Below are 24504 nucleotides of genomic sequence, written 5' to 3' on the forward strand. Positions count from 1 at the left end.
CGCCCGGCCGCGCACCGGCGAAAACATGGGGGCTCGTTCCCCATGCCCCGCGGGCCCACCCCGTACGAGGATCGGTTCCGGCCCGGAGCACCCGCCCGGGAGGCGGTGCGAGGAGGAGCGATGGCGGTGACAGCCGGGCACGAGCGGGCGGCGAACCCGCTGTCCGCGGTCGAGCGCTGGTGGGACGGCGGACTCGTCAGCGGCGACGCGGCCGAGGAGCGCCCCGACTGGGCCGAACTGGCCGAGGAGGCCGTGGCCGCCGCCCCGGCGACGGCCGTGGCCGATGCCCCCCGAGCCGCCCCCGCCGACGGTGACCTCGCGGCCGCCGGTTTGCCCGAGGGCCGCGCCCCCGCGAGCGACGGACGAGGCCCGGCCGCCGCGCCGCCCACCGGCCCCCTGCCCGGTCTCAGCGGGTTCGCCTGGGTCCTGCGTCCGTTCACCCGCTGCGCGGGGGACCGGCTGGAGCGGCGCCTGTCCCGCGGGGCGCGCGAGCGCGTGGACCTGACCGCCGTACGCGACGACCTGGAGCGGCGGCTCGACGGCAGACTGGCACGGGCCGCGGCACGCACCCTCGTCCTCGAACTCCACGAGGCGCGCGGCGCGGGACGCCTCGCGGGGGAGGACCCGCGGGCCCGGTTCCGGGACTTCCTGGCCCGCACCGCGTCCCGGCGCGGCCTCTCCGACCTGCTGGCCGGCCGCCCGGTCCTCGCCCGCATCCTCGGGCGCACCGCGATCGACGCCGCGGACGCCGTGGCGGAGGCCCTGGAGCGGCTCGCGGACGACCGCGCCCTCCTGACGGCCTCCGGCCCCCTCGCCGGGTCAGGCGACCCGGGACCGCTCGTCGGCGTCGAACCGGGCGCCGGCGACGGACACCGGGGCGGGCGCAGCGTGATGCTGCTGCGCTTCGCCGACGGCACGCGGCTCGTCTACAAGCCCCGTCCCCTCGCCGTGCACCGCCGCTTCAACGCGCTCGTCGACCGGTTCAACGCGCTCCCCGGGACCGCGGACCTGCGCACCCTGCGGCTGCTCGACCGGGGCGCCTACGGATGGGTGGAGTTCGTCGCCGCACGCCCCTGCGACTCCGCGGCGGAGATCGAGACCTTCTACCGCCGCCAGGGCGCGCTGCTCGCCCTGCTCCACCTGCTCGACGGAACCGACCTGCACCACGAGAACCTGATCGCCGCCGGCGCCCACCCCGTACTCGTCGACGTGGAGACCCTGTTCCACCCGCCGCTGCCGGGCTCCGCCACCGCCGACCCGGCCGCCCGCGCGCTGCACGACTCGGTGTACCGCGTCGGGCTGCTCCCACAGCTCCTGCTCGGCGACCACAGCGCCCTGGACGTGTCGGCCGTCGGCGGCGGCCGCGCGGGCGTCTCGCCCGTCGAACGCGCCGACTTCGCCGACGCCGGCACCGACCGGATGCGGCTCGTCCGCAGGGCCGGGACGTTCGGCGAGTCCGCCAACCTGCCCCGCGTCGCGGACGGCGGGCCGGTCGACCCGGGCGCCCATGTCGACTCCCTCTGCGCCGGGTTCCGGGCCGCCTACACGGCCGTGGGCGCGGCCCGCGACGCACTGCTGCGCCCCGGCGGTCCGCTGCGGGCCTTCGCCGAGGACGAGGTGCGGGTGGTCCTCCGCCCCACCTGGGTGTACACGCTCCTGCTCGACGAGTCGACGCACCCCGACCTCCTGAAGGACGCGGACGCCCGGCAGCGGGTCCTGGAGACCCTGCGGACCGAGCAGTTCGGCCCCCTCCTCCCGTCCCGCGTGGTCGACGAGGAGATCGCCCAGCTGTGGTCGGGCGACGTGCCGCTGTTCACCGCGCGGCCGGGCCGCGCCGGCCTCCGGGGCACGCCGGGACGGCCGCCGGTCGACCGGACGGAGCCGCCGGGGATCGACCGCGTCGCCGCGCGACTGGGCGCCCTCGACACCGTCGACCGGCAGGACCAGGAGTGGATCGTGCGGGCCGCGATGGCGACGACCTCGCGGGTCCCCGCGCACCGGCCGGCCGCGGTCCGGCGCACCCGTACCGCGGGCCGCGCACCCGAGCCGGACCGCCTGCTCTCGGCGGCCCGGTCCGTCGGCGACCAGCTGGTCTCGCTCGCCTACCGCGAAGGACCGCGCAGCAACTGGATCGGCCTGGAACTCCTCGACGACCGCTACTGGCAGATCGGTCCGATGGCCGCCGACCTCGCCGGCGGCTACACCGGACCCGCGCTGTTCCTCGCCCAGTTGTCCGCGCTGACCGGCGCCGCGCACTACGCCGAGGCGGCGCGTACGGCCCTGGCGCCGGTCCCCGGACTCCTCGACGTGCTGCGCGCCCGGCCGGAGGAGCTGGGCGCGGTGGGTTCCGGGGCCCTCTCAGGGCTCGGCGGCATCGCGTACGCCCTCGGCGAGACGGGGCGCCTGCTGGGCGATCCGGAGGTCGGCGACTGGGCCGAGGGAGCCCTGCGGCTGGCCGCCGCGGCGACCGCGACCGAAGCGGAGCACGGGGTGGGCGCGGGGCTCGCCGGCGGTCTCGCGGCACTGCTCTCCGCGGGCCGCCCGGCGCGCACCGACCGCGGGGCGGCGAACCGCGCGGGGGCGCGAGCCGGCACGGGCGACGGCGCCGACGCGTGGCTCGCCCGGGCCGCGCGGGCCTGCGCGGACCGGCTGCTCGCCGCCTGCTCCACCACCGGCCCGGCGGACTCCGGATCCGTCCCGCGCGGCCGGGGGTTCACGCACGGCGCCGCCGGCATCGGCTGGGCCCTCCTGCGGTACGCGGAGGCCGAGGCCGCCGCCGAGGCCGCCGCCGAGGAAGCGGCCCGGGCCGGGGCCGGCGCCGCGGGGCCGGACCGCACCGGCGCCGGAGCCCGGGCCGCCGGCCCGGCCGCGGGGGGCGCGGGACCGGAGGGCGCCGCGGGGACCGGGCGTCCGGCCGCCGAGCGGTACCGGCTCGCGGGACTGTCCGCGCTCCGCGCCGCCGTCGGCGCCGATGATCAGGGACGGGCGCCGGGAGAGGACGGAGACCGCAGGGGAGTCCCCGCCCCTCTCCCGGACGCCGGCCCCGCCGCCGCCAGGGCTTCGGCCTGGTGCCGGGGGGACGCGGGCATCGCGCTCGCCGTGCTGGACGCCCCCGGAGCCCTGGCGGACCCGCGGCCGGCCGCCTGGGCCCGCGCGACCGCCGAGCGGCTGGGGCGGAGCGGCGCGGCCCCCGACGACAGCCTCTGCCACGGCGAGGCGGGTCTGTGCGAACTCCTCGGCCACCCGGCGCTCCCCGAGGCGCGGGCCCACTGGATCCGCCGCGCGGGGGCGCTCCTGGCGTCCGTGGAGGAGAACGACGCCAGGAGCGGCGCCCCGGACGGAGTCCCGCATCCCGGTCTGCTGACCGGACTCGCGGGTATCGGCCACGGGCTCCTCCGGGCGGGCTTCCCGGAACGCGTACCGTCGCTCCTCCTCCTGCGGGGAACGTAGGGGGACGGGAACCGGGAGCCCCACCGGCCGCACCCGACCGCTCCACCGGCGCCGACCGCCCCGACTGCACCACCCGAACCGACCGCTCCACCCCCACCGACTGCACCACCAGCACCGCCGCTCCACTCGCACCACCGGCACCAAAGGGCACGACCACCACTCCCGCGGACACGAAGGACGAGTGAGGACCATGCAGATCAGTGACTCGGTGACGTACGTCAACGGCGGCGCCAGCGCGGAGGCCGCGGCCCAGGACGACCCGATCGGCGAGGTGACGCTCGTGACCGGCGGCCTGCTCGGGCGGCGCGGCCGCCTGCTCCGCACGGCCGATGTGGAAGCGGTCGCCTCGTGGGACATGCCCTACACCACCGGCACCATCACCGTGTCCTGACGCGAAGGCGGTGTGGGCCGGGAGCCTCCGGCCCACTGCCGTGCACGAAAAGGATCAAGTAGCCTGCGGACATGCGTGCGACGTCGTCGGTCATCGTGGGGCGGGACGCCGAGATCGGGTTACTGGACGATGCCCTGGAGAGCGCCCGGAGGGGGGCCGGACGGGCCGTGTTCCTCGTCGGCGAGGCGGGGATCGGCAAGTCCAGGCTGGCCGGTGAGTGCGCTCTCCGCGCCTACGACCACGACATGCCGGTGCTCCGCGGGCGCGCCACCTCCACCGGACTCGTCGTCCCCTTCCGGCCCCTGGCCGAAGCGCTCTCCTCGCGCTTCCGGGCGGCCGGCGCACCGGACGACCCGGAACTCGACCCCTACCGGCCCGCGTTGGCCGGCCTCGTGCCGGAATGGCGGGCCGCGGCGGCGACGCCCGGCTACACGATCTCGCTCGTCGAGCTGGCCGAGGCGCTGCTCAGGCTGCTCGCCGTGCTGGGCCGCGAGCGCGGCTGCGTGATCCTCCTGGAGGACCTGCACGACTCCGACACCGAGACGATCGCGGTCGTCGAGTACGTCGCCGACAACGTGGCCGACCTCCCCGTCCTGCTGGTCGGGACGCTCCGGCCCGACCCCGGACCGGCGGCCGACCTCGCGCTCGCCGCCGAACTGCGCAACTCCGCCTCGGTGACGGAGCTGGGGCCGCTCGACGAGACCGCCGTACGCACCATGGTGGACGCCTGCCTGGACGCCGCCCCCGGCGAGGTGCCCCCGGCGGCGCACCGGCACCTCGCGGAGCGCGCCGGCGGGAACCCGTACCTGGTCGAGGTGCTGCTGGCCGACCTGCTGGACCTCGGGCGGCTGAGCCGGGCGGAGGACGGATGGCTCCTCGCCGACCACGGCGAGGCGACGGTCCCCACGGGGGCGGTGCGCAGTTGGGCGCGCCGGCTCGCCCGGCTCGACGAGCCGGTGCGCGAACTCCTCCTGATCGCCGCGACGCTCGGCGGCCGGTTCTCGGTCGGCGCGCTGAGAGCGGTGACCGGACTGGACGACCGGGCCCTCTTCGCCCACCTGCGGTCCGCCTCCGAGGCAGGGATCATCGCCCCGGACGGAGCCGCCCACGACCACTACACCTTTCGCCACGTCCTGACCGCGGACGCGCTCAGGGCGTCCCTGCCGCCCGCCGAGCAGGCCGCGCTGGCGCGCCGCGCGGCATCGGCGATCGAGGAGCACGCCGGGGCGTCGCTCACCGGCGGCGGCGCTGACGGGACGAGCGGGGAGCAGAGCCAGCTGGTGGCCACCCTGCGCCTCGCGGCCGGCGACAAGGTCGCGGCCTCCCGGCAGTTCGCCCAGGTCGGCCGCCAGATGCTCGACGCCGGGGCCTCGGGCTCCGCGGCCGTCCTCCTCGAACGGGCCCGGGGCCTCGCGGCCGAGGGGGAGCGGGACGAGGTGACCGTACAACTCGCCATCGCGCAGGCGGAGTCCGGGCGGGTCGACGAGGCGTCGGCGCTGCTCGACGACCTGGCCCCGGTGCCCGCCGGGTCCCCCGCGGCGGAGGAGCGGGCCCAGGCGCACACCCAGGTCGCCTGGGTGGCGACGATGGCCGAGCAGCAGCAGGAGGCCCGCCGCCGGATCCGGGCGGCCCGCGCCCTGCTCGGGGCCGAGCCACGCCCGGAGCAGGAGGCGGCGCTCGTGGTCGTCGAGGGCCATCTGGCCCTCCTCCCCGATCAGGACGACGGCGAGCCGGCCGGCCTGGACCCCGCCGACCGGGACCGCGGGGCCGGGGCCCGGGAGCGGGGCGGCCGGGACCGGCTGCGGCAGGCGGAACGTTCCGCCAGGAGTGCCGCGCTCACCGCCGAGCAGCGCGGCCGTCCCGTGGTGGCCTGCCAGGCGTGGCAGCTCCTCGCCCTGCTGTCCCGCCGGCGCGGCTTCGACGAGGCCGACGCCTGTCTGGCGCGGATGCTGGAGGTCGCCGAGAAGCACCGGCTCGCGGTGTCGCGGGCCGAGGCCCTGGTCCGGCTCGGGACCAACGCCTTCATGCGGACCGGCGAGGCCACCCAGCTGGAGACCGCCCGGGCCGCCGCGCACGAGCTCGGCTCCCTCACCGTGCTCCAGACCGTCGACGGACTGCTCGCCATGCAGAGCGTCCTCGCCGGCCGGTGGGACCGGGCCCGCGAGATCGTCGACCGCTCCGTGGAGGCCAGCGCGCGCCTCCAGAACCACTCGGCCCATCGCTACCTGCTCCTCGTGGACGCCACGCTCGCCGCCCACCGGGGCCGGGCCCGCGAACAGGAGCGCGCCCTCGCCCGGTTCCGCCGGGCGGGAGGCGAGGAGTCCATGCTCGTACCGCTGCAGCGCGGACTGTGCCAGGCCGTCGGGGCGCTCATGGCGGAGGACCGCGGGCGGGCCGCGGCCGAGCTGGACACCGCACGCGCCTGGGAGCGGGAGCACCCGAGCTTCTTCTACCTCAGCGGCCGGTACGGTCTCCGCCCCCTGCTGCGGATCCTCGACGGCGACGGTCCCGACGGCGGGGACGGCGGCCGCGAGGCGTACCGGGAGGCGCTCGCCTCGCCGGGCGGTCAACTGGCGTGGAACCGCTTGTTCCTCGGGATGGCGGACGCGGTCCTGCGCGGCAGGTCAGGGGATCCGGCCGGCGCGCGCCGGGCGGTCGACGAGGCCGGCCGTGCGGCGGCGGTGTTCCCGCAGGCCTGGCACCTCGCCCTCCGGCTGGTCGCCGAGGCCGCGCTCGCGGACGGCTGGGGCGAACCGGTCGCCTGGCTGCGGACCGCGGAGGAGTACTTCCACGAGGCGGGCGTCCCACCGGTGGCCGGGGCCTGCCGGGCACTGCTGCGGCAGGCCGGCGTCAGCGTGCCGCAGCGCCGGGGCGGCCGCGAGCGGATCCCCGCGGAGCTGCGCACCGCCGGCGTCACACCGCGCGAGTACGAGGTGTTCGTGCTGCTCCTGGAACGCCCGGGGAACCTGCAGATCGCCCAGCGGCTGTGCATCTCGCCCCGGACGGTGGAGAAGCACATGGCGAGCCTCATGGCCAAGACCGGCTGCGTCGACCGGTCGGCGCTGTGCGCCCTGTCGGCGGAGCGGGCGGAGGACGGAGGGCCCGCGGCGCTCGCCGTCCACCGGCCCACGGCCTGACCGGAACGGCCGCGCGACGCCTCACCTCCGGGCGGTGCACGGCCGGGGCCCGCGACGTGGGGGCCCCGCGGACCCGGGATGGGGGGAGTTCCGGCCGACATGGGGGTCGCGTCCCCCAGGACGCGGCCGGGGAGGGTGCGACTGTGCGGGTCCGGTACCGATGTGTGAAGGTTCCGCGCGCCGGATCATCGAGCAGACCGACCAACTCCCGTCACCATACGGAGGTTCGCTCGATGCCGAGTCCGTCCGCGCAGCCCGCCGCCTCACCCGGCGCACTCCGGTTCACCGTCCTCGGCCCGCTCGCGGTCCATCGGGACGGCCGGGACCTGCCCCTCGGCCCGTTGAAGCAGCGCATGGTGCTGGCGACCCTGCTCGCCGCCGCCAACGCGCCCGTCTCCGTCGACGCGTTGACCGAGGCGGTCTGGCCGGACGAGCCCCCGCGGACCGCCCGCAAGAACATCCAGGTGTACGTGAGCGCCCTGCGCGCCCTGTTCTGCCCGGGCGAAGGGGACACGGGCGACCGGCCGCGGCTCACCCACACGTGCGGGGGCTACGTCCTGCGCGCGGCGGAGGACGAGCTCGACCTCCTGGAATTCCGCTCCCTGGTCCGGGCCGCCGAGGGCCGCCCTCCCCGGGAGGCCGCGCAGCTGCTGGGACGGGCCCTCGACCTGTGGCGGGGCGCCCCGCTCGGGGACGACCTCCGGCAGTCGCCCGCCCTGGCCGAGGAGGCCGAGCGCCTGCGGCTGCGTCACGTGGCGGCGTACGAGAGCTGGGCGGAGGCCGAACTGGAGCTCGGTGGCGCACCGGCCGTGGTCGAGGGGCTGCGTGACCTGGTGGAGCGCCACCCGCTGCGGGAACGGCTCCGCTCGGCCTGGATGCGCGCGCTCAGCGGCGCGGGCCGGCAGCCCGAGGCGCTCGCCGTCTACGACGACTACCGTCAGCTGCTGGCACGGGAGTTGGGGCTGGAGCCCAGTGGAGCCATGACCGCCCGCTACCGGGACGTCCTCGCCGGCGACACCCGGCCGGGCGCGGGCGCCGGCGCCCCGCCGAGCGGCGGAAGACCCGCCGTACCACCCGCACCGGCGGTGCTGCTGCCGCCCGACCTGGTCGACTTCACGGGACACGGCCAGGAACTCCACGACGTCCTCGACCTGCTGGAGGACGGCGACGCCCCGGCCCCGGCCGGGCCGGGCGGCGCCGGTAGGAGGGGCGGCGCGGCGGGGGACGCGGGCGGGGTCGTGCTGCTGTCGGGCCCGGCCGGCTCGGGGAAGACCGCGCTGGCGGTGCGGGCCGCCCACCTCCTCGCCGCCCGGTTCCCCGAGGGCCGCCTCTGCGTCTCCCTCCGGGACGCGGACGGCGCGGCCCGCCCCCTCTCCGCCGTCCTCGCGGAGCTCGGCGAGCGGACGGGGCGGACCGTTCCGCCGAGCCCCGAGGCCTGGCGTGAGTGGCTGGCCCGCCACCGCGTCCTGGTGATCCTCGACGACGTGCCCGAGGAGCGTGCCGTGCGCGCGCTGCTCCCGTGCGGCGGACGCGGCAGGGTCCTGCTCACCGCCCGCGGCCAACTCGGCGGACTGGCACCGGTCCACCGGATCACCGTCCCCCCGCTCGACACGGCCGACGCCGTGCAGCTGCTCACCGGGCTCGTCGGCCCGCGGCGGGTCCGGGCCGACCGGGAGGCGGCGCTGCGGATCGTCCGCGCGTGCGGCGGGTCGCCGCTGGCGGTCCGGGTCAGCGGCATGCGGCTCGCGGTGCTCCGCCACGTCCCGCTGCGGGAGTTCGCCGACCGGCTGACGGATCCCGCGGGGGCCCTGGACGAGCTGACCGCGGGTGACGTCTCCGTACGGCAGCGGCTCGCCCACGGCTGGGAGGCGCTTCCGGAGGACCGGGGCCGGGACGCCGGCCGGCTGGCCGCGGGCACCGGGGACGGTCCGTTCGGCCTGACGGAGGCGGCGGAGGCGCTCGGCTGCGACGAACGGCACGCGGTGCGGGTGGTGGAGGCGCTCATCGACGCCGGCATGGTCACGTCGCCGGGCGGCGAGGTCACCGCGCACGCGGTGCAGTACGACATGCCGCACCTGATCCGGCTCTACGCCCGCGGCGTCGGCCACGGGACACCGGTGCTCACCTAGGCCGTCTCTTCCGGATCCTGCCTGACCCGCGCCGCACCTCGCCGCGTGGTCGAGGTACCCGGGTACGTCCCGTACGCGGGTACCTCTCCGCCGTGCGATCCACGGCGCCGGACCCCGCTCCCTGATCCGGCCCGATCGACACGACACCCCCTGGGGGGTGGGGAGCCGGGACCCGGGCGGACGCGGCGGCGGGGCCCGGAGCGGGCCCCGCCGCCGGGGGTCACCGGGGCCCGGCGCCCGCCCGCGGGGCCGGGGCCGGGAGGCCCACGTGGGACGCGAGGAAGGCCAGGCACTCCGCCTGGAGCGCCGCCGCGCGGGACGCGGCCCGGTCGCCGTGGCCGACGCCCTGTTCGAGCCGGAGCAGGACCGGGCCGGGGCCCGAGGTGGCGTGCTGGAGCGCGGCGCACATCTTGCGGGCGTGCAGGGGGTCGGTCCGGGTGTCACCGTCCGCGGCGGTCAGGAGCACCGCCGGGTACGCGGTCCCCGGCGCGATCCGGTGGTACGGCGAGTAGCCGAGCAGCACCGGCAGCCCCGCCGGGTCCTGCGCGCTGCCGTACTCGGGCCTCCAGCTGGGGCCGAGGCCGGACCGTTCGTAGCGGACCATGTCCAGGAGCGGCGAGGAGCAGACCACGGCGGCGTACTTCCCCGGCTCCTGGGTGAGCGCCGCGCCGACCAGCAGCCCGCCGTTGGAACCTCCCATGATCGCGATGCGGCCGGGCTCGGTCCAGCCCTCCTCGACGAGCCGGTCGGCCGCCGCGGAGAAGTCGTCGAAGGTGTTCTGCTTGTGCGCGCCGCTCCCGGCCCGGTGCCACGCCTCCCCCTCCTCGCCGCCGCCGCGGAGCCCCGCCCAGGCGAAGACCCCGCCGGCCCGGACCCAGGCGAGGACCTGGGCGCGGTAGCGGGGTGACATCGTGCGGCCGAAGCCGCCGTACCCGGTGAGCAGCGCCGGGCGCGGCCGGTCCGGGCGTCCGGTGGGGGAGATCACGAACATCCGCACGGTCGTCCCGTCGCGCGAGGGGAACGCGACCTGGCGTGTGACGGCCCCGACCGCGGCCGACCCGCCGGCCGGGGTCACCGGGGCGGGACCGGAGGCCCCGCCGGCCCCGGCACCGTCCGGGTCCCAGTGGGTCAGGCGGTGCGTCCGCGCGTCGAAGTGGAGGATCTGCACGGGGGTGACGAAGTCCGTGTACGCGAACCACGCCTCGTGGCCGTCGGCCGACGCCGAGAAGTCGCCGACCGCGCCGGTGCCGGGGAGCGGCACGGTGGCGACCGGCCGGCCCTCGGCCAGGTCGTGCAGCGTCACCTCGGCCACGGTGTCGCGGGTCCAGGCGACGAGTCCCAGCGGGTGCGCGAGTGCGGGACCGGAGAGCACCGTCAGATGGGTCAGTACCGCGTCCGGCCGCTCGGGGACGACCTCCTCCCAGGCGTCGGGGCCGCGTTCGAGGGCGTCGGGCCGGCACGCGACGACCCGGCCGCGCTCCGCGCCGCGGTCGGTCCGCAGCCACATCCGGTCCGTCGGCCCGGTGCCGGGCACGGCGTGCAGCCGGGTGGCGGCGCCCCTGCCCTCCTGGACGGGCCGGAGCGGCGGACGGTCCGCCGGCGCGGCGGACAGGTCGGCCACGTGGACGTCGGTCCCGCGGCCGGTGCCGAGGGTGGCCGTGATGCCGAGCCAGCGCCCGTCCGCCGTCACCGAGACGCTGTAGAACTCGGTACGGTCGCGTCCCTCGCCGAAGACCACGGCGTCCGTCTCCGGGGACGTGCCGAGCCGGTGCAGGCAGACCCGGCGGTGGTAGCGCTCCTCGCCGGGGTGCAGCCGGGGGTCGAGCCGGCGGACGTAGTAGAACGCGCGTCCGCCGGGCAGCCAGCCGACCGACGACTTCCGCACCCGGTCCAGCGGTCCGTCCACGACCTCCCCCGTGGCCACGTCGATCACCCGCAGCAGGGAGTCCTCCGTGCCGTCCCGCGACACCTGATAGGCCAGCAGGTCGCCCTCCACGGAGGGCTCCCAGGCGTCGAGCACCGTACGGCCGGTCGGATCGAGGGCGCCGGGGTCGAGCAGCACCCGCCCGGCGGCGGCCGGGGGAAGGGCGGTCTCCGGGGCGGGACCGGCGGCCGCGCCCGCCCCGGCCCCTCTCCCCACCGCCGCGGTCTCGGCCACCATCAGCACCGGATGCTCCTGGCCCGGCTCCTGCCGCAGCCAGAAGACCCTGCCGCCGCGGACCTCGGGCGTCCGGACCCGGACGCCGGCGCCGAGCGCGGCGACCTCCGCCTCCCACCGCTCCAGACCGGGCCAGCCCGCCCGCTCCACCGCGTACAGGGCGTCCTGCTCGGCGCTCCAGCGGCGGGTCGCGGCGGTGTCGGCCTCCTCCAGCCACCGGTACGGGTCGGGGACGCGCACCCCGTGGAGCTCCTCGACGACGTCCTGCCGCTCCGCGTGCGGGTAGGGGTGCCGTGTCGGTCGGGCGTCGGTGGTCACTCCGGTCTCCCTCGTTCGTCGTCGTGCGGACGGCGGCCGCGCGGTCCGGCCGCGGCGGTGGCGTCGACCGTGAGCGCGTCGGCCCCGTCCGGTGCCGGCTCCGGCTCGTCCCCCGGCTCCCCGGCGCCGCCCGGAGCGCCTTCCACGCCGTCCCCGGGGGACTCCCCGGCGTCCTTCGCCGCGGTCCCCGTCCCCGGCAGCGCGAGCCACGCGAAGACGCCCGACAGGACGACGACGAGTCCGGACACCGCGAAGATCGTGTCGATGGGGCCGAACCGGACCCCGGCGACCGAGCCCGCGACGTCGGTGAGCACCGAACCGGCGAGCCAGCCGGACAGGACGGCGGCCAGCATCGACGCCAGCTTCGTGACCGGGTAGAAGACCGCCATCACCCGCCCCCGGAGGTCCGGGGGCGCCGCCGCGAGCAGCAGCGGCGCCATCGCGGTGTTGAGGACGGTCAGCGGGACCGTGAAGACGAAGAGCAGCGCGATGCCGCCCAGGAAGGTGGTCTGCCGGGAGTAGGCGACCAGCAGCACACCGCTGACCAGCAGGCTGATCCAGGTGCTCCGGCGCGCCCCGAGCCACTGCACGACCCGGCCCCCGCTCAGCGCGCCGGTGATGCCGCCGATGCCCATCGCCATGCCGATGTAGCCGTAGAGGTGGGCGTCGGCGTTGAGGTTGTCGGTGGTGAAGAAGACGTTCAGGGTGCTGAGCGCCCCGAGCCCGAACTGCCCGATGACGGCGAGCAGCAGGAGCACGACCAGGAACCGGCTGCGGGCGAAGAAGCGCACGCCGTCCGCGAACTCGCCGCGCAGGCTGGGCCGGAGGCGCGCCGGTGCCGGGCCGCTCGCGGCGGCCCCGGAGGCGGAGGCCGCGCGGCCGGCCGCGGCGGGCGGGACCTCGATGGACCGGATCGCGACGTACGACACGGCGTACGACACCGCGTTGAACAGAAGGGCCCACTGGATGCCCGCGGCGAACAGCAGCGGCGCGGCGAGCGGGGGGCCGATGATCCAGGCGGTCTCGCCGGTGGCCTGCCCGATGCCGGCGGCGCGGGCGCGGTCGGCGTCCCCCTTCACCAGGTCGGCGAGGATCGCGAAGCGGGCCGGCGAGAAGAACTGGCCGGAGGCGTGCAGCAGGAGCACCGTCGCGTAGACGAGGGCGAGCCACACGCCCACCGGGAGCGCGTCGGTCGGCAGCAGGGAGACGAGGGTCAGCACCACCACGAGCGCCCCGCGCACCACCTCGGTGCGCAGGAGCGTGGCCAGCTTGTCCCAGCGGTCGACGAACACGCCCGCGAGCGGGCCGATGCCGAGGACGGCGACGCTCGACGCCATGAGCACGCCGCTGACCGCGAGCGGCGCCCAGGCCTCGTCCTTCGCCAGGACCGTCGCCACCCACAGGACCAGCGTCGTGCTGAAGACGGCGTCCCCGACGGAGGAGACGGCCTGGCCGAACCAGAGGCGCGTGTAGTCGCGGTTGATCAGGGTGAGGCGCGGCGTCATGGGAGCCTCCTCGGCGACGTGACGACGGACGCCATGAGGGCCGTCACCAGGGTGGTGTGGTACGCGCTCCGGAAGAACGCGCCCGCCGGGGCGCCGGGTTCGGCCGCGCGCGCGGGCGACCTCCCGGGCAGCGCCCCGTCGGGTCGCTGGGCGCGCGCGAGGCACTCCACGGCCGCGGCTCCGGAGGGCGTGCGCATTGGGTCCTCCCCGAGGACGAACTGGGTGAGGACGAGCTCCGCCGCCAGGTCCCAGAGGTCCTCCGCGACGCAGTGGCCCAGCATCGCGTGCGTCAGGGAGCGGGCGTGGTCGAGGTCGGCGCCGGAGAGCCCGGGGTCGACGCGGCCGAAGTCGCCGAGGTAGAAGGCGGTGTGCGTGAGGGCGTACGCCTGCGGGACGGTGAGCGGCGCCGTCGGGACCCCCGGGGCCGCGGGTGCGGCGGCCCGGAAGGCGACGAGCGGGCTCCGCGGGAGCAGCTCCGCGTACGGCTCGATGCCGTGCCGGAGCCCCGCCTTGTCGGCGTAGTACCGGACCTCGGCGCGCAGGTACGGCGACTTGCCCTCCGGGCTCAGGAAGCCGGGGTCGAGTGCCGCGAGGGCCTGGCGGCAGGGGGTGGGGTCGATGCCGTGGGGGGCGAGCGCGGCGTAGACCAGCCGGTACGTGGAGGCGTACGCCGGGCTGTCCTCGAAGAGCCGGGGGAAGTCCGGGTCCTGCCAGAGCTTGCGGACGAGCGCGGTCGCCGGGGCCAGCGGATCCGGGGCGTCGCCGGGCCGCTCGGCCCGGTGGCAGAGCAGGCCGAGCTCCAGCGCCGCCTTGGCCCTCGCGTGGTGCGTCGAGGGGACGGGCGCCCGGAACGGGTCGAAGTGGTCGAGGTTCCCGACCAGCCAGTCCAGGGTGCCGGCGGCGAGCTGCTCCAGTGCTGAGGGAGGCATGGCTACAGGCGCCCCGTCTCGTGCAGGTGGTCCAGCAGGGCGGTGTCGACCGTGTCGCGGAACCTGGCGAGGGTACGGGCGTCCTCGTCGTAGCTGTAGAGGTCCTGGCAGGCGATCCACCGGTCGCCGGTGCCCGCGCCGGGCCGGTAGCCGTCGGTGACCGTGCCGACCTCCCAGTCGGGTTTGCCGGCGGTCTCCCAGCAACTGGCCAGGGTCCCGTCCGCGCTCACCACCGCGCCGTAGCGCCCGTCGGCGTGGCCGCAGGTGACGCAGGTCTTCCGGCCGCCGGGGCGGTTCACGGCGAAGCCCAGTTCGAGGGCCCTGCGCTGCCAGCGGGTGAAGGCCGCGGAGAGTTCCCCGTTGTGCAGGAGGCTGTTCGCGTAGCCGACGCCGACGTCGCCGATCCGGGCGAAGTACAGCGTGCAGCGCGCCGGGTCGAGCGCGGCGCCCAGCCGGTCGATCAGGGCGTCGACGCCGTGGAAGGTCTCCTGGGAGACGTTGACCCGCAGGGTCCAGCGGATCGGGGTGGCCTCGGAGGCCTTCACGATGTTCCGGACGATCTTGTCGAAGGTGCCGCTGCCGTCCGCCCGCCCGACCCTGATCCGGTCGTGGTCGTCGCGGTCGCCGTCGAAGGTGACCTGGACGGAGGTCAGGCCGCGGTCGTGGAGCCGGCGGGCCAGGGACGGGGTGAGGAGGGTGGCGTTCGAGATCATCCAGGCGGAGGTGGGGGCGAGGCCGGCGGCCCGCTCCAGGAGTTCGAGGCAGCCGCGGGGATTGAGCAGGGGCTCGCCGCCGAACAGCAGGATCCGGAGCTTCTCCAGGCCGGCCTCGGCCATCCGCTCCCCGGTGAACCCGAGGATCGAGGTGATCGTCTCCGAGGTGAGCCGGGTCCGGGCGATCCGGGGCGGCCGGCTGCCGCCCGCCAGGTCCTGGGCGGTGTTCTGGAAGCAGTAGCCGCAGCCCAGGTTGCAGTGGGTGCTGGTGAGGACGGTGAGGGCGTACGACCGGATCGCGACCGGGGTGAACATCCCGCTCGCGCGCAGCCGCCGCTCGGCCTCGGGGCGCAGGCCGCCGTCGGGGGTGACGTGGCGGTCGGCGAGCCGGGCGACGCCGCCCGGGCCGAGGAACCACCAGGTGCGGTCGCCGCGCAGGAGGCGCGCTCCGGAGGAGGCGAGGTCGGTGCCGGGCGCCGGGGCGGGGTCCGCCGCCCGAGCCGTGACCGTCGACTGGTCGATGCTCACCGCCTCGCCTCCCGTACCGCCGTCGCCGCGGGGGTGCCCGGGCCGGCCGGGCCTCCCACGCCGCCCGCCGCGGGGCCGCGGAGGGCGGCGGCGGGCCGGCCGCTCCCGACGACCAGGGTGGTGAGCGCGGTGACGAGGGTCGCCTGGTACGACTTCCGGAAGTACTGCACGGGCGTCGCGTCCGCCGGGGCGCGCCGGACGACGGACTTCCCGGGGATCGCCCCGTCCGGCGCCTGCACCTCGGCGAGCATGCGGATGCCGGCCGCCCCCGAGGGCGTGCCGAGGGGGTCCGCGCCCAGGCAGTACTGCGCGAGGACCAGCTTGCCGACGAGGTCCCACTCGCCGAGGCCCAGGCAGTGGTGGGTCAGCCGCTCCACGACCTGGAGGGCCTGCTCGCGGGCCTCGTCGCCGAGGCCCGCGTCCCGCAGGCCGAAGTCGGTGAGGTAGAAGACGGTGTGGGTGACCACGCAGGCGTCCAGGTCGGCCACGGGGAGGGTGGCCGCCCGGGCCGTCAGGCTGGCCGCGTACAGCTCCGCGTAGGAGGCGAACGTGTGCTCCGCGCCCGCGAGATCGGCGTAGAACCGGGCCTCCAGGTGGAGGTACGGAGCCTTCCGCCCGGGTGCGAGGTAGCCGTCGCGCGCCAGCCGGGCCAGGACGGCGCGCGGGGCGTCGGCGGCGGTCCCCGCGGGGACGAGCGCCGCGTACATCAGCTCGAACTGCCGGGCGTACCGCGCGTCGAGGGTGAGGAGCCGCGGGAAGTCGGGTCGCTCAAAGGCCCGTTCGACGATCGCGGTGGTCTCCCGCAGGGCGGTCTCGTCCGGTGCGGACTCGTTCCAGTAGCGGCGGAGCAGCGCCAGCTGCAGGAGCGCCTTGACGCGCGGGGTCACCGGCAGCTCCGCGTGCCCGGCGGGGGAGTCCAGGTACCCCGCGTGCCGCGCTATCCAGTGCCGCGCGCCCATGGACAGGCTCGCCACGGCCTCATCGAGGCCGACTGATCGCGTACTCATGGTTCTCCTTCGGGATCGCGGATGCCTGAGCCACCCGCTCGACGATGTCGGCCGCGAGGGCCGCGCCGTCCGCCGCGGCCAGCCTGTCGCCGAGCGCTCGGGCTCGGGTCCGCAGCCCTTCGTCGCGCGCCGCCGACTCCAGCAGCGCCGACAGGTCCACGGACGGGGTCTTCGGGTCGCGCACGGCCACGCCGGCCCGCACGCAGGCGCCGGTCAGCAGCGGCTGTTCGGAGCCGTTGGGGGAGAGCGCGAGGGGGCGGCCCCGCAGCAGGGCCGACAGGACCGGTGCCGACGTGCCGTTGGCCAGCACCAGGTCGGCCGCGTCGACGAGCGGCCCCATCCACGGCTTCCGTACGAGCAGGATGTCGGCGTCCGGAGCGGGCGCGGGGTCGGTCGAACGGCCCTGCTCGACCACCGCCCGGAACGGCCCGCCGGTGAACGCCTCGTTGAGCCGCGGCCACAGGGTCCGGCCGCCGAAGAAACGTCCCAGGTGCACGTAGACGACGGGCCGGTCCCCGCCGGTCCGCGCCAGGTGCTGCTCGACCGCCTCCCACTCGCCGGGACCCGGCGCCGGCTCCCAGGCCAGCGGCCCCACGTGGTGGACCCGGTCGGGCAGTTCGGCCCCCGGGTACTCCAGCTCCGGATCGCCGCGGAGCAGGAGCGCGTCACCGAGGAGCGGATCGTCCCCCCAGCGGGAGGACCGCCCCGAGAGCCCGGTCTCCTCCCGCACTGCGGCGTGGAGCTCCAGGCTGTCCCGGGTCCGGCTCTCCCGGGTCCTGCCGAGGGACGGCTCCCCTTCGCCGCCGCTCCGGTAGTCCCACAGGTGGACCGAGAGCCCGACCACGACGACCGGGATGTCCAGGGTCTCGGCGGCGAGCAGGGCCCCGTTGCACAGCACCGAGGTCACGAGGGCGTCGGCCCGCGCGGCGCGGGCCGCGCGCAGGACCGCCCGGTACTGGGCGGCACCGGTACGGCCCCACCACGTGGCGGAGAAGGCCCGGTGGCCGCCGAAGTCCTCGGCCGTCGCGCAGGGCAGTCCGGCCTCGGCCACGACGGGCCCGGCGGAGGACCGGGCGAGCACGCCGACGTCATGGCCGCGGCGGCGCAGCTCCCGGCCGGCCGCGAGCGCCGGGTAGAGGTAGCCGCCGTCGCTGAGCGGGCAGAGCAGGATCTTCACGACGTGCGCGCTCCCTCGGGATCGGGCGGGCGAGTGGCCGCGGGCCCCCCGGTTCCTGGCGTGATCCGCCGAGAACCGGGTGGCCCGCGAGGTACTCAGGACGAGACGCGTCGCGTCAGGAGATGTCGCTGGAGTTGTTGATGATGCAGCCGGCCTCGTCCTCCTCGGCCTCCCCGTGCGCCACGACCTCGATGTCCTCGTCCTCGACCGGCTTCGGGTTCGTGTTCTCGGGCATGTTCGTCCTCCTCGTTTGGCGGCGTCGCTGCGCCGGCTGGGAAAAACGTACGAACGGCGGGTATGGGAACGCCTGGTCGGCGGTTGGACGCCGGTATACGCCGACGACGCGGCCCCGGCACGCCCCCGCGGCGGGCGCCCGAGCCCCCGTCCGGACGCCGCACCGGGACGCCCGCGGCCCGTCCGCCCCCTCCCGGCCAGGGACTTAACCGATCGCCAGGCGTTCGTGAACCGGAAGCCTGCCGCCCCGGGCCACGATCCGGGCATGCTCCGCGCGCGCCACGGGTGCGGCGGTCACGGACCGCACGCCGGCCGGCGGTGGGCCGGGGCACGCGCCCGTGCACCCGGCCCGGGACGAACCCACGGAAGAGGAGGCGGACATGGACCTGGCGGAGCTCATCGGCCTGCGGCCGGTGCCCTGCGGCGGTCTCATGGTCGCGCTGACCCGCCGCTGCCCCCTCAGCTGCGCCCACTGCTCCACGAACTCCTCCATGACGGCCTCCGAGGAACCGGACCGCGGACGACTCCTGGACTTCATCGCCTCGTTCGGCGCCGACGACCGGCCCGAGGTCGTCATGCTGACCGGCGGGGAGCCGCTGCTGCTGCCCGAACTGGCCGCCCGCGCGGCCGGCCTCGCCCGCGCCAAGGGCTCCCGGGTGGCACTGCTCAGCGGCATGTTCTTCGCCCGCGGGGGCCGCGTCCCCGAACGGATCATGCGGACGATCACCACCCTCGACCACTTCTCGGCGAGTCTGGACGTCCACCACGAGCGCGAGGTCCCGCGCGCGGACGTCCTGCGCGCCCTCCGCGCCGTCCTCGACGCCGGGGTCCCGGCCAGCATCCACCTGACCGGCGGCGCCACCGGAGCGGACGGCGGGGACCCGTACCTCGCTGAGGTCGTCGCCGACGTGCGCCGCGCCTTCGGGTCCCGGATGCCCCTCCTGGTCAACGAGGTGCGGCCGCTCGGCCGCGCCGCCGGCCTCGTCCGGCCGACACCGCGCGGCCCGGACGACGGCCTGACGGCCCCCTGCACCCTCGCCGCCTGGCCGGTCGTCGCCTTCGACGGGACGGTCGCCGCCTGCTGCAACCAGTGGACCGTCGACCGGCGCCCCGTCCCCCCGCACCTGCGCCTCGGACACATCGCCGACGACGACTGGCCGACCGTCCGCGAACGCTCCCTCGGCTCCCCGGTGCTGCGGATGCTGCGCGCGGTCGGCCCGCGGCGGCTGCACGCCCGCTACGAGACCGCGCCGGCCCCGGACGGCTACTGCCGCAGCTGCCACGCCCTCGCCGACCGGCCCGCCGTCCTGGCCGGCGCGGCCCGCGACGCCGGCGGCCGGGTCGGCGAACTCCTCGACCGGCTCACCACGCAGGAGCAGCGCGCGGCGGGCCCCGCCGCGCTCGTCCGGCGCATGGGCTGCGCGCGCTACGCGCACCTGGTCGACCCCTCGTCCGGAGAGGGGTCCGCGCCCGCGGACCCCGCACCGCTCACCGAAGCGCCGCCCACCGCAGAGGAGAGAAGCCCCCGATGAACGCCCTCGCCACCGCGACCACCGCCACCCCCGACACGGCCACGCCCGACGCCACCGCCGCACTCACCGCCGGATCCGCCACCCCGGAGACCGGCACCGCGACGGCCGGCACCCCGGCGCCCGGCACGGCGACGGCCGGGGGCACCGCTCCGGTCCGGGCGTCCCTCGCCCTGCGGACCAAGCTCGCCCCCACCGCGCCCGTCCTCCGGGCCGCCACCGCCGCTCTGTGGCGACCCGACGGCCTGCGCCCGCGGTACGTGCGCTACCTGGCCGCCATGCATCCGCTCGTACGCGCCTCGGTGCCCCTCCTGCTGCGGGCCGCCGAACGGTGCGCCGAGCGGCCCGACGACCCGGCCGCGCGGCTCCTCGCCGCGTACTTCCTCCGCCACGCCGAGGAGGAGCGCGACCACGACGTCTGGCTGCTCGACGACCTGGCCGCCGCCGGCGCGGGCCCGGCCGCCGTCCCGCACCCCGTCGCCGTGGAACTCGCCGGGGCGCAGTACTACCGGATCGAGCACGAGCACCCCGTCGCGCTCCTCGGCTACATCGCCGTCCTGGAGGGCAACGCCCCCGGCCCCCGGCTCGCCGACCACCTGGCCGGGGCCACCGGGCTGCCGGGCCGCGCGTTCCGCACCCTCAGGGAGCACGCCGCACTCGACGGCGGGCACCTCGACGACCTGTACCGGGTCCTCGACGCGCTCGCGCCCGGCCCGGCCCGGCAGACCGCCGTCGCCGTCAGCGCCCTGCACACCGCGAACCTGCTCACCCGTCTGTTCCTTTCCCTCGCCGAGGACCCCGGAGGCCACCGATGAGCCACGACGCCACCCCACACGGCACGGAGCCCACCCTGGAGGCGCTGACCGCCGCGGGCTTCGACGTGCACGCCCTGAGCGACGAGCAGCAGGACGTGATCAGGGCACTGACCCCGGAGGAGCTCGCCCTGCTCGTCGACATCCGGGGCCGGCTCGACGCCGCGGCCCCCGAGGTCCAGGCCCACGCGGACGTGGCGGGCGGCGCCCTCTTCTGACACCGGCGCCCCGGCCGCCCGCCGCCCGGGCGGCACCCCGCCCCACCGCCGAACCCGCCGACCCCCGCCGACCGGAGGAACCCATGACCTGCGCCTCGTGCCGGAGCGCACTGCCGCCCGGAGCCCGGTTCTGCCCGTCCTGCGGCAGCCCGTGCGCTCCCGGGCCGGTCACGGCCCGGCCCACCGGCCGCAAGGTCGTGACGGTCCTCTTCTGCGACCTGGTCGGCTCCACCGCGCTCTCGGGGGCCCTCGACGCGGAGACCCTGAGATCGGTCTCGCTCCGCTGGTTCGACCTGATGCGGCTGCGGATCGAGGAACAGGGCGGCACCGTGGAGAAGTTCATCGGGGACGCGGTGATGGCGGTCTTCGGCGTGCCGACGGTCCGCGAGGACGACGCACGCAGGGCGGCCTCCGCGGCCCTGGCCATGCGGGAGGCCCTCACCGGGTTCAACGCGCGCCTGGAGGAGGCCGTGGGCGTACGGCTCGACATGCGCATCGGCATCAACACCGGTCAGGCCGTGACGGGTTCGGCCACGCAGCGGCAGGCCATGGTCTCGGGCGAGGTGGTGAACGTCGCCGCCCGCCTGGAGCAGAACGCGGCGGCCGGGGAGATCCTCCTCGGCCCCGACACGCTGGCGGCCGTCGGACCCGGCCTCCGCACCGCGCCGACGGGCCCCCTGCTCCTCAAGGGCAAGAGCGACCGGGTGGCCGCGCACCGCCTCCTCGCCCTGGACGACGAGGACGGCCCCGAGGCCCTGCGCCGCTTCGACGTCGGCTTCGTCGGACGTGAGCGCGAACTGGCCCTGATGACACAGGTACTGGGCCGGGTGGAGCACGGGCGGAGCGCCGACCGGCTCGTCGTGGTCGGCGAGGCGGGCCAGGGCAAGACCCGGCTGGTACGGGAGTGGCTGCACCGGGCCTCCGAGCCCACGCCCCTCCCCGCCGCCGTCCCCCGCCACGGGGTCGGCCGCTGCCGGTCCCGGGGCGCCCAGCCCAGCCTCGGACCCCTCGCCGACGCCGTGGCCGGGCTGCTCAAGAACGCCGGCACGGTCCCGCCCTCGCCCGAACTCGACCTCCTCCACCAGGGCCTCCTCCTCGACGGGACCCCCAACCCGTCCCCCGCGGACACCTGCGCCGCCCTCGCCAAGGTGCTCGCCGAGCTGTCCGGGACGCAGCCCGTCGTGCTGGTCGTCGACGACTGTCAGTGGGCCGCCCCGCCGCTCTTCGACGCCCTCGACCGGCTCCTGCGCGCCCTCGCCGACGCGCCCGTGCTCCTCGTCCTGCTCACCCGCCCCCAGCTGTTCGACACCCGGCCGGCCCTCGCCGAGGGGGCCGTCCTGGTGGGCGGCCTCTCCGACGCCGAGGCCCAGCTCCTGGCGGCCGGGCTGACCGGCCGAACGGCCGGCAGCGCGCCCCTCGCCCCCCAGGTCCTGGCACGGGTCGGCGGGAACCCGCTGCACCTGGAGCAACTGCTGGTCGCCGGCGGGCCCGTCGACGCGGACCGCGTCCCGCTGCCGCTCCAGGCCCTGATCGGGGCCCGGATCGACGCCCTCGCGCCACCCGAGCAGCAGGCCCTCGGCCTGGCGTCCGTCCTCGACGGCGACTTCACCTCCGACGAACTCCTCGCGCTCGCCGCGCCCCCCGCGGAGACGTGGACCGCGTCCCAGCTCCGCACCACCCTGCACCGACTGGTCCGGCACCGCCTCATCAGGCCCGACGGCGGGGCGTTCCGCTTCGCCGGAGGGCTCGTCCAGGAGGTCGTCCACACCACCCAGTCCAAGCAGGACCGGGCCGACCGGCACGAGCGCGCGGCCCGCCTCGACACGGTCCGGCGGCGCGGCAGCGCGGCGGTCGGCGCCCATCTGGAACAGGCGTACCGCTACCGCGTCGAGCTGGGCGCCCAGGACCCGCACACCGACGGACTGCGCCGCCGCGCCGCCGACGCCCTCGCCGAGGGCGGCCGCGTGGCCCTCGCCCACGCCGACCCCGTCTGGGCCGCCGACCTGCTGGGCCGGGCCGCCGCCCGCTACACGGAGGGGGAGCCCGGCCGCACCGCGACCCGACGGCGGCTCGGCCAGACCCTGCTCGACCTCGGGCGCGTCCCGGAGGGCCGGACGCTGCTCGAAGAGGTCCTGGCGGAGCCCCCGACGGCCGCGACGGACACGGTGGAGGCCGTGGAGGCCGCCCACGCCCGACTGAGCCTGGCGTCCGTCGGCCCGCCGCCGGGCGATCCCACGGACGCCCAAGGAACGGACGCCCGGCGGACGGGCCCGGAGCGACGGGCGGCGACCACGATCGCCGCGCACGACCCGATGGACCCCACCCAGACGCCCGGCGACCCGGCCGAGACGACTGTCGAGCCCGCCGGGCCGCCGGGCGGCCCCGCCGAGACCCCGGCCGGCGCCGCCGCCGCCACGCTGCCCGTCTTCGCCGCGGCCGGCGACGAGTTCGGCCAGGCCCGGGCCTGCCTGCGACTCGCCCAGCACGCCCAGGAGCAGGGCCGCCACCGCGACGCGGAGCGGCTCCTCGACCGGGCCCTCGGCCACGCCGTACGGGCCGACGCCGAGCCGGAGCGGGCCGCGACCCTCGGAGCGATGGGGGTCTCCCTCTGGCGCGGGCCCCTGCCCGTCGCGGACGCCGTGACCCGCTGCCGCGCCCTGCTGGCGGAACAGGGCGCCGGCCGCCGGGCCGTGCGGCTCACCCTCAACTGCCCGCTGGCCGTCGTCCTCGCCCTCCACGACGACCGCGACGGCGCGCTCGCCTGCCTCGCCGAGGCCGAACGGCTCGCCCAGCGCCTCGGATACGCCGAGACCGACGCCTTCCTGCCGCTCTTCACCGCGACCGTCGACGAGCTCGCCGGGCGTCGCGAGGAGGCCCTGGACGGCCTCGAACGGGCCGCCACCGCCGCACGCGCCCTCGGCGCCACGGGACTGCTGCGCAGCGCGCTCCTCGACGCCACCCGGATCCGCCTCGACCTGGGGGAGTGGCATACCGCCCACGGCATCCTCGCCGCCCTGGAGCAGGCGGGCGGCCCGGCCGAGGCCTCCCGGCCGCGCGCCGAGTCGGCCGACCTCGACGGCCTGCGCGCCCGGATCGCCGCCGAACGGGGGGACGCCGAGGCCGCCGCCCGGCTGGCCGACCGGGCCCTCGCCACCGCCGCCCTCACCGACTCGCCCATCGTCCAGGGCCTCGCCGCCCTGGACGCGGCCAGGACGTCCCTCGCCCTGGGACGGACGGATGACGCGGGCGAGGCGGCGGCGCGCGCCCGGCGGAGCTTCGCCGCCAAGGGGCACCTCCCCGCCGCGCGCCGGGCCGAGGAGGTCGCCCTGCGCTGCCAGGGCCGAGCGCCCCGGACCGAGCCCGTCGGCCCGGCGCCCGCCGGAACCGGAAAGGACGCACCACGATGACCACCGGTCAGCAAGCGGCCCGTGCCGCGGCCCCCGCCCCCGGACTCACCTGGGGCCTGCGCGGACGCGGCCCCGCCGACGTGCCCGTGGAGGCCGACCACCCACCGGAGCCGCCCGAGGGCGGCCTGCTCGGCGGGACCGGGCGCGGCGTACGCGTCTGCGTGGTCGACTCGGGGGTCGAGCGGGACCACCCCATGGTCGGCCCCGTCGACCGGTCCTGGCGCGTCGTCAAGGACGACGACGGCGTGCACGTCGAGGAGACCGACGAGGGAGACGCCTGCGGCCACGGCACCGCCTGCGCCGGCATCATCCGCCGCACCGCGCCGGACTGCGAGCTGTCCAGCGTCCGGGTGCTCGGCGAGCGCTTCTCCGGCAGCGGCGACATCCTCCTCGAAGGGATCCGGTGGGCCGTCCGGCAGCGCTTCGACGTCGTCAACCTCTCCCTCTCCACCAGCCGCGACCGCTTCGTGGAGGAGCTGCGCAGGCTGGCCGACGAGGCGTACTTCCAGCAGACCGTGATCGTCGCCTCCGCGCACAACACCCATGTCGAGAGCTTCCCCTGGCGCTTCTCCTCGGTGATCTCCGTGGGCAGCCACCAGGAGGACGACCCCGACCTCCACCTCTACAACCCCGAACCTCCGGTGGAGTTCTTCGCCCCGGGCCAGCGGGTGCAGGTGGCGTGGCTCGGCGGCACGTCGATCCGCACCTCGGGCAACAGCTTCGCCACCCCGTTCGTCGCCGGGCTCTGCGCGCGGATCCTGTCCGTCCGGCCGCGGCTGACCCCGTTCCAGCTGAAGAACGCCCTGTACCTGTCCGCCGCCAACGTCCGTGTCCACGACAGCCGGTAACGACCGGCGCCGGA

Annotated in this window: 15 protein-coding genes; 9 read left to right on the forward strand and 6 right to left on the reverse strand. The window is 77.0% G+C overall.

Annotated elements, in window-relative coordinates; translation table 11 throughout:
• Positions 1–120 precede the first annotated feature (120 nt).
• The 4 genes from ACY0MR_RS31885 (at position 121) to ACY0MR_RS31900 (ending at position 9107) form a co-directional block, all read left to right on the forward strand.
• Positions 121–3450 carry a type 2 lanthipeptide synthetase LanM family protein gene (locus ACY0MR_RS31885; RefSeq protein WP_473556794.1) on the forward strand — a complete coding sequence of 1110 codons (3330 nt, stop codon included), beginning with the start codon at positions 121–123 and terminating at the stop codon, positions 3448–3450.
• Positions 3451–3640: 190 nt separating this feature from the next.
• A complete protein-coding gene (locus ACY0MR_RS31890; RefSeq protein ID WP_473556797.1) occupies positions 3641–3841 on the forward strand; it encodes a hypothetical protein in 201 nt (66 codons plus the stop codon).
• A 71-nt stretch (positions 3842–3912) separates the two neighbouring features.
• Entirely contained in the window at positions 3913–6978 is a 3066-nt protein-coding gene (locus tag ACY0MR_RS31895; protein WP_404083212.1) for a helix-turn-helix transcriptional regulator, read from the forward strand.
• 233 nt (positions 6979–7211) lie between these two features.
• Complete coding sequence (locus ACY0MR_RS31900; RefSeq protein ID WP_473556799.1) at positions 7212–9107, forward strand: AfsR/SARP family transcriptional regulator; 1896 nt, start codon at positions 7212–7214, stop codon at positions 9105–9107.
• A 220-nt stretch (positions 9108–9327) separates the two neighbouring features.
• Here the strand turns inward: ACY0MR_RS31900 and ACY0MR_RS31905 are convergent, their stop codons facing one another.
• The 6 genes from ACY0MR_RS31905 to ACY0MR_RS31930 form a co-directional block, all read right to left on the reverse strand.
• The gene (locus ACY0MR_RS31905; protein WP_473556802.1) at positions 9328–11583 is read right to left on the reverse strand and encodes a prolyl oligopeptidase family serine peptidase; all 2256 of its coding nucleotides are present in this window, start codon (positions 11581–11583) and stop codon (positions 9328–9330) included.
• Positions 11580–13088, reverse strand: a complete 1509-nt coding sequence (locus ACY0MR_RS31910; protein ID WP_473556804.1) for an MFS transporter — start codon at positions 13086–13088, stop codon at positions 11580–11582. The genes ACY0MR_RS31905 and ACY0MR_RS31910 overlap by 4 nt, the downstream gene beginning before the upstream one ends.
• Positions 13085–14017, reverse strand: a complete 933-nt coding sequence (locus tag ACY0MR_RS31915; RefSeq protein WP_473556807.1) for a DUF6895 family protein — start codon at positions 14015–14017, stop codon at positions 13085–13087. Before ACY0MR_RS31915 ends, ACY0MR_RS31910 begins: the two co-directional genes overlap by 4 nt.
• A 2-nt stretch (positions 14018–14019) precedes the next feature.
• The gene (locus tag ACY0MR_RS31920; protein ID WP_473561941.1) at positions 14020–15168 is read right to left on the reverse strand and encodes a radical SAM protein; all 1149 of its coding nucleotides are present in this window, start codon (positions 15166–15168) and stop codon (positions 14020–14022) included.
• Between the two features lie 86 nt (positions 15169–15254).
• Positions 15255–16265, reverse strand: a complete 1011-nt coding sequence (locus ACY0MR_RS31925) for a DUF6895 family protein (RefSeq protein ID WP_473556808.1) — start codon at positions 16263–16265, stop codon at positions 15255–15257.
• Positions 16237–17442, reverse strand: coding sequence for a glycosyltransferase (locus ACY0MR_RS31930; RefSeq protein ID WP_473556810.1), 1206 nt, complete (start codon positions 17440–17442; stop codon positions 16237–16239). The genes ACY0MR_RS31925 and ACY0MR_RS31930 overlap by 29 nt, the downstream gene beginning before the upstream one ends.
• 614 nt (positions 17443–18056) lie before the next feature.
• Here ACY0MR_RS31930 and ACY0MR_RS31935 point away from each other — a divergent pair.
• From ACY0MR_RS31935 to ACY0MR_RS31955, 5 genes are all read left to right on the forward strand, one after another.
• Positions 18057–19208, forward strand: coding sequence for a radical SAM protein (locus ACY0MR_RS31935; protein WP_473556812.1), 1152 nt, complete (start codon positions 18057–18059; stop codon positions 19206–19208).
• The gene (locus ACY0MR_RS31940) at positions 19205–20020 is read left to right on the forward strand and encodes an iron-containing redox enzyme family protein (RefSeq protein WP_473556815.1); all 816 of its coding nucleotides are present in this window, start codon (positions 19205–19207) and stop codon (positions 20018–20020) included. Before ACY0MR_RS31935 ends, ACY0MR_RS31940 begins: the two co-directional genes overlap by 4 nt.
• Positions 20017–20235: an aroma-sacti cluster domain-containing protein gene (locus tag ACY0MR_RS31945; RefSeq protein WP_404083236.1), complete on the forward strand. Its 219-nt coding sequence runs from the start codon at positions 20017–20019 to the stop codon at positions 20233–20235. The genes ACY0MR_RS31940 and ACY0MR_RS31945 overlap by 4 nt, the downstream gene beginning before the upstream one ends.
• Before the next feature lie 83 nt (positions 20236–20318).
• Positions 20319–23642, forward strand: coding sequence for an adenylate/guanylate cyclase domain-containing protein (locus ACY0MR_RS31950; RefSeq protein WP_473556818.1), 3324 nt, complete (start codon positions 20319–20321; stop codon positions 23640–23642).
• Positions 23639–24490: a S8 family peptidase gene (locus tag ACY0MR_RS31955; RefSeq protein ID WP_388796688.1), complete on the forward strand. Its 852-nt coding sequence runs from the start codon at positions 23639–23641 to the stop codon at positions 24488–24490. Before ACY0MR_RS31950 ends, ACY0MR_RS31955 begins: the two co-directional genes overlap by 4 nt.
• Positions 24491–24504: the final 14 nt, after the last annotated feature.

Source organism: Streptomyces sp. JN8 (genome assembly GCF_055808075.1).

What these genes read in the sequence shown, in the direction of transcription:
- ACY0MR_RS31885 (WP_473556794.1), top strand. Translation starts at nt 121, where the DNA reads ATGGCGGTGACAGCCGGGCACGAGCGGGCGGCGAACCCGCTGTCCGCG.
- ACY0MR_RS31890 (WP_473556797.1), top strand. Translation starts at nt 3,641, where the DNA reads ATGCAGATCAGTGACTCGGTGACGTACGTCAACGGCGGCGCCAGCGCG.
- ACY0MR_RS31895 (WP_404083212.1), top strand. Translation starts at nt 3,913, where the DNA reads ATGCGTGCGACGTCGTCGGTCATCGTGGGGCGGGACGCCGAGATCGGG.
- ACY0MR_RS31900 (WP_473556799.1), top strand. Translation starts at nt 7,212, where the DNA reads ATGCCGAGTCCGTCCGCGCAGCCCGCCGCCTCACCCGGCGCACTCCGG.
- ACY0MR_RS31910 (WP_473556804.1), bottom strand. Translation starts at nt 13,088, where the DNA reads ATGACGCCGCGCCTCACCCTGATCAACCGCGACTACACGCGCCTCTGG.
- ACY0MR_RS31915 (WP_473556807.1), bottom strand. Translation starts at nt 14,017, where the DNA reads ATGCCTCCCTCAGCACTGGAGCAGCTCGCCGCCGGCACCCTGGACTGG.
- ACY0MR_RS31925 (WP_473556808.1), bottom strand. Translation starts at nt 16,265, where the DNA reads ATGAGTACGCGATCAGTCGGCCTCGATGAGGCCGTGGCGAGCCTGTCC.
- ACY0MR_RS31935 (WP_473556812.1), top strand. Translation starts at nt 18,057, where the DNA reads ATGGACCTGGCGGAGCTCATCGGCCTGCGGCCGGTGCCCTGCGGCGGT.
- ACY0MR_RS31940 (WP_473556815.1), top strand. Translation starts at nt 19,205, where the DNA reads ATGAACGCCCTCGCCACCGCGACCACCGCCACCCCCGACACGGCCACG.
- ACY0MR_RS31945 (WP_404083236.1), top strand. Translation starts at nt 20,017, where the DNA reads ATGAGCCACGACGCCACCCCACACGGCACGGAGCCCACCCTGGAGGCG.
- ACY0MR_RS31950 (WP_473556818.1), top strand. Translation starts at nt 20,319, where the DNA reads ATGACCTGCGCCTCGTGCCGGAGCGCACTGCCGCCCGGAGCCCGGTTC.
- ACY0MR_RS31955 (WP_388796688.1), top strand. Translation starts at nt 23,639, where the DNA reads ATGACCACCGGTCAGCAAGCGGCCCGTGCCGCGGCCCCCGCCCCCGGA.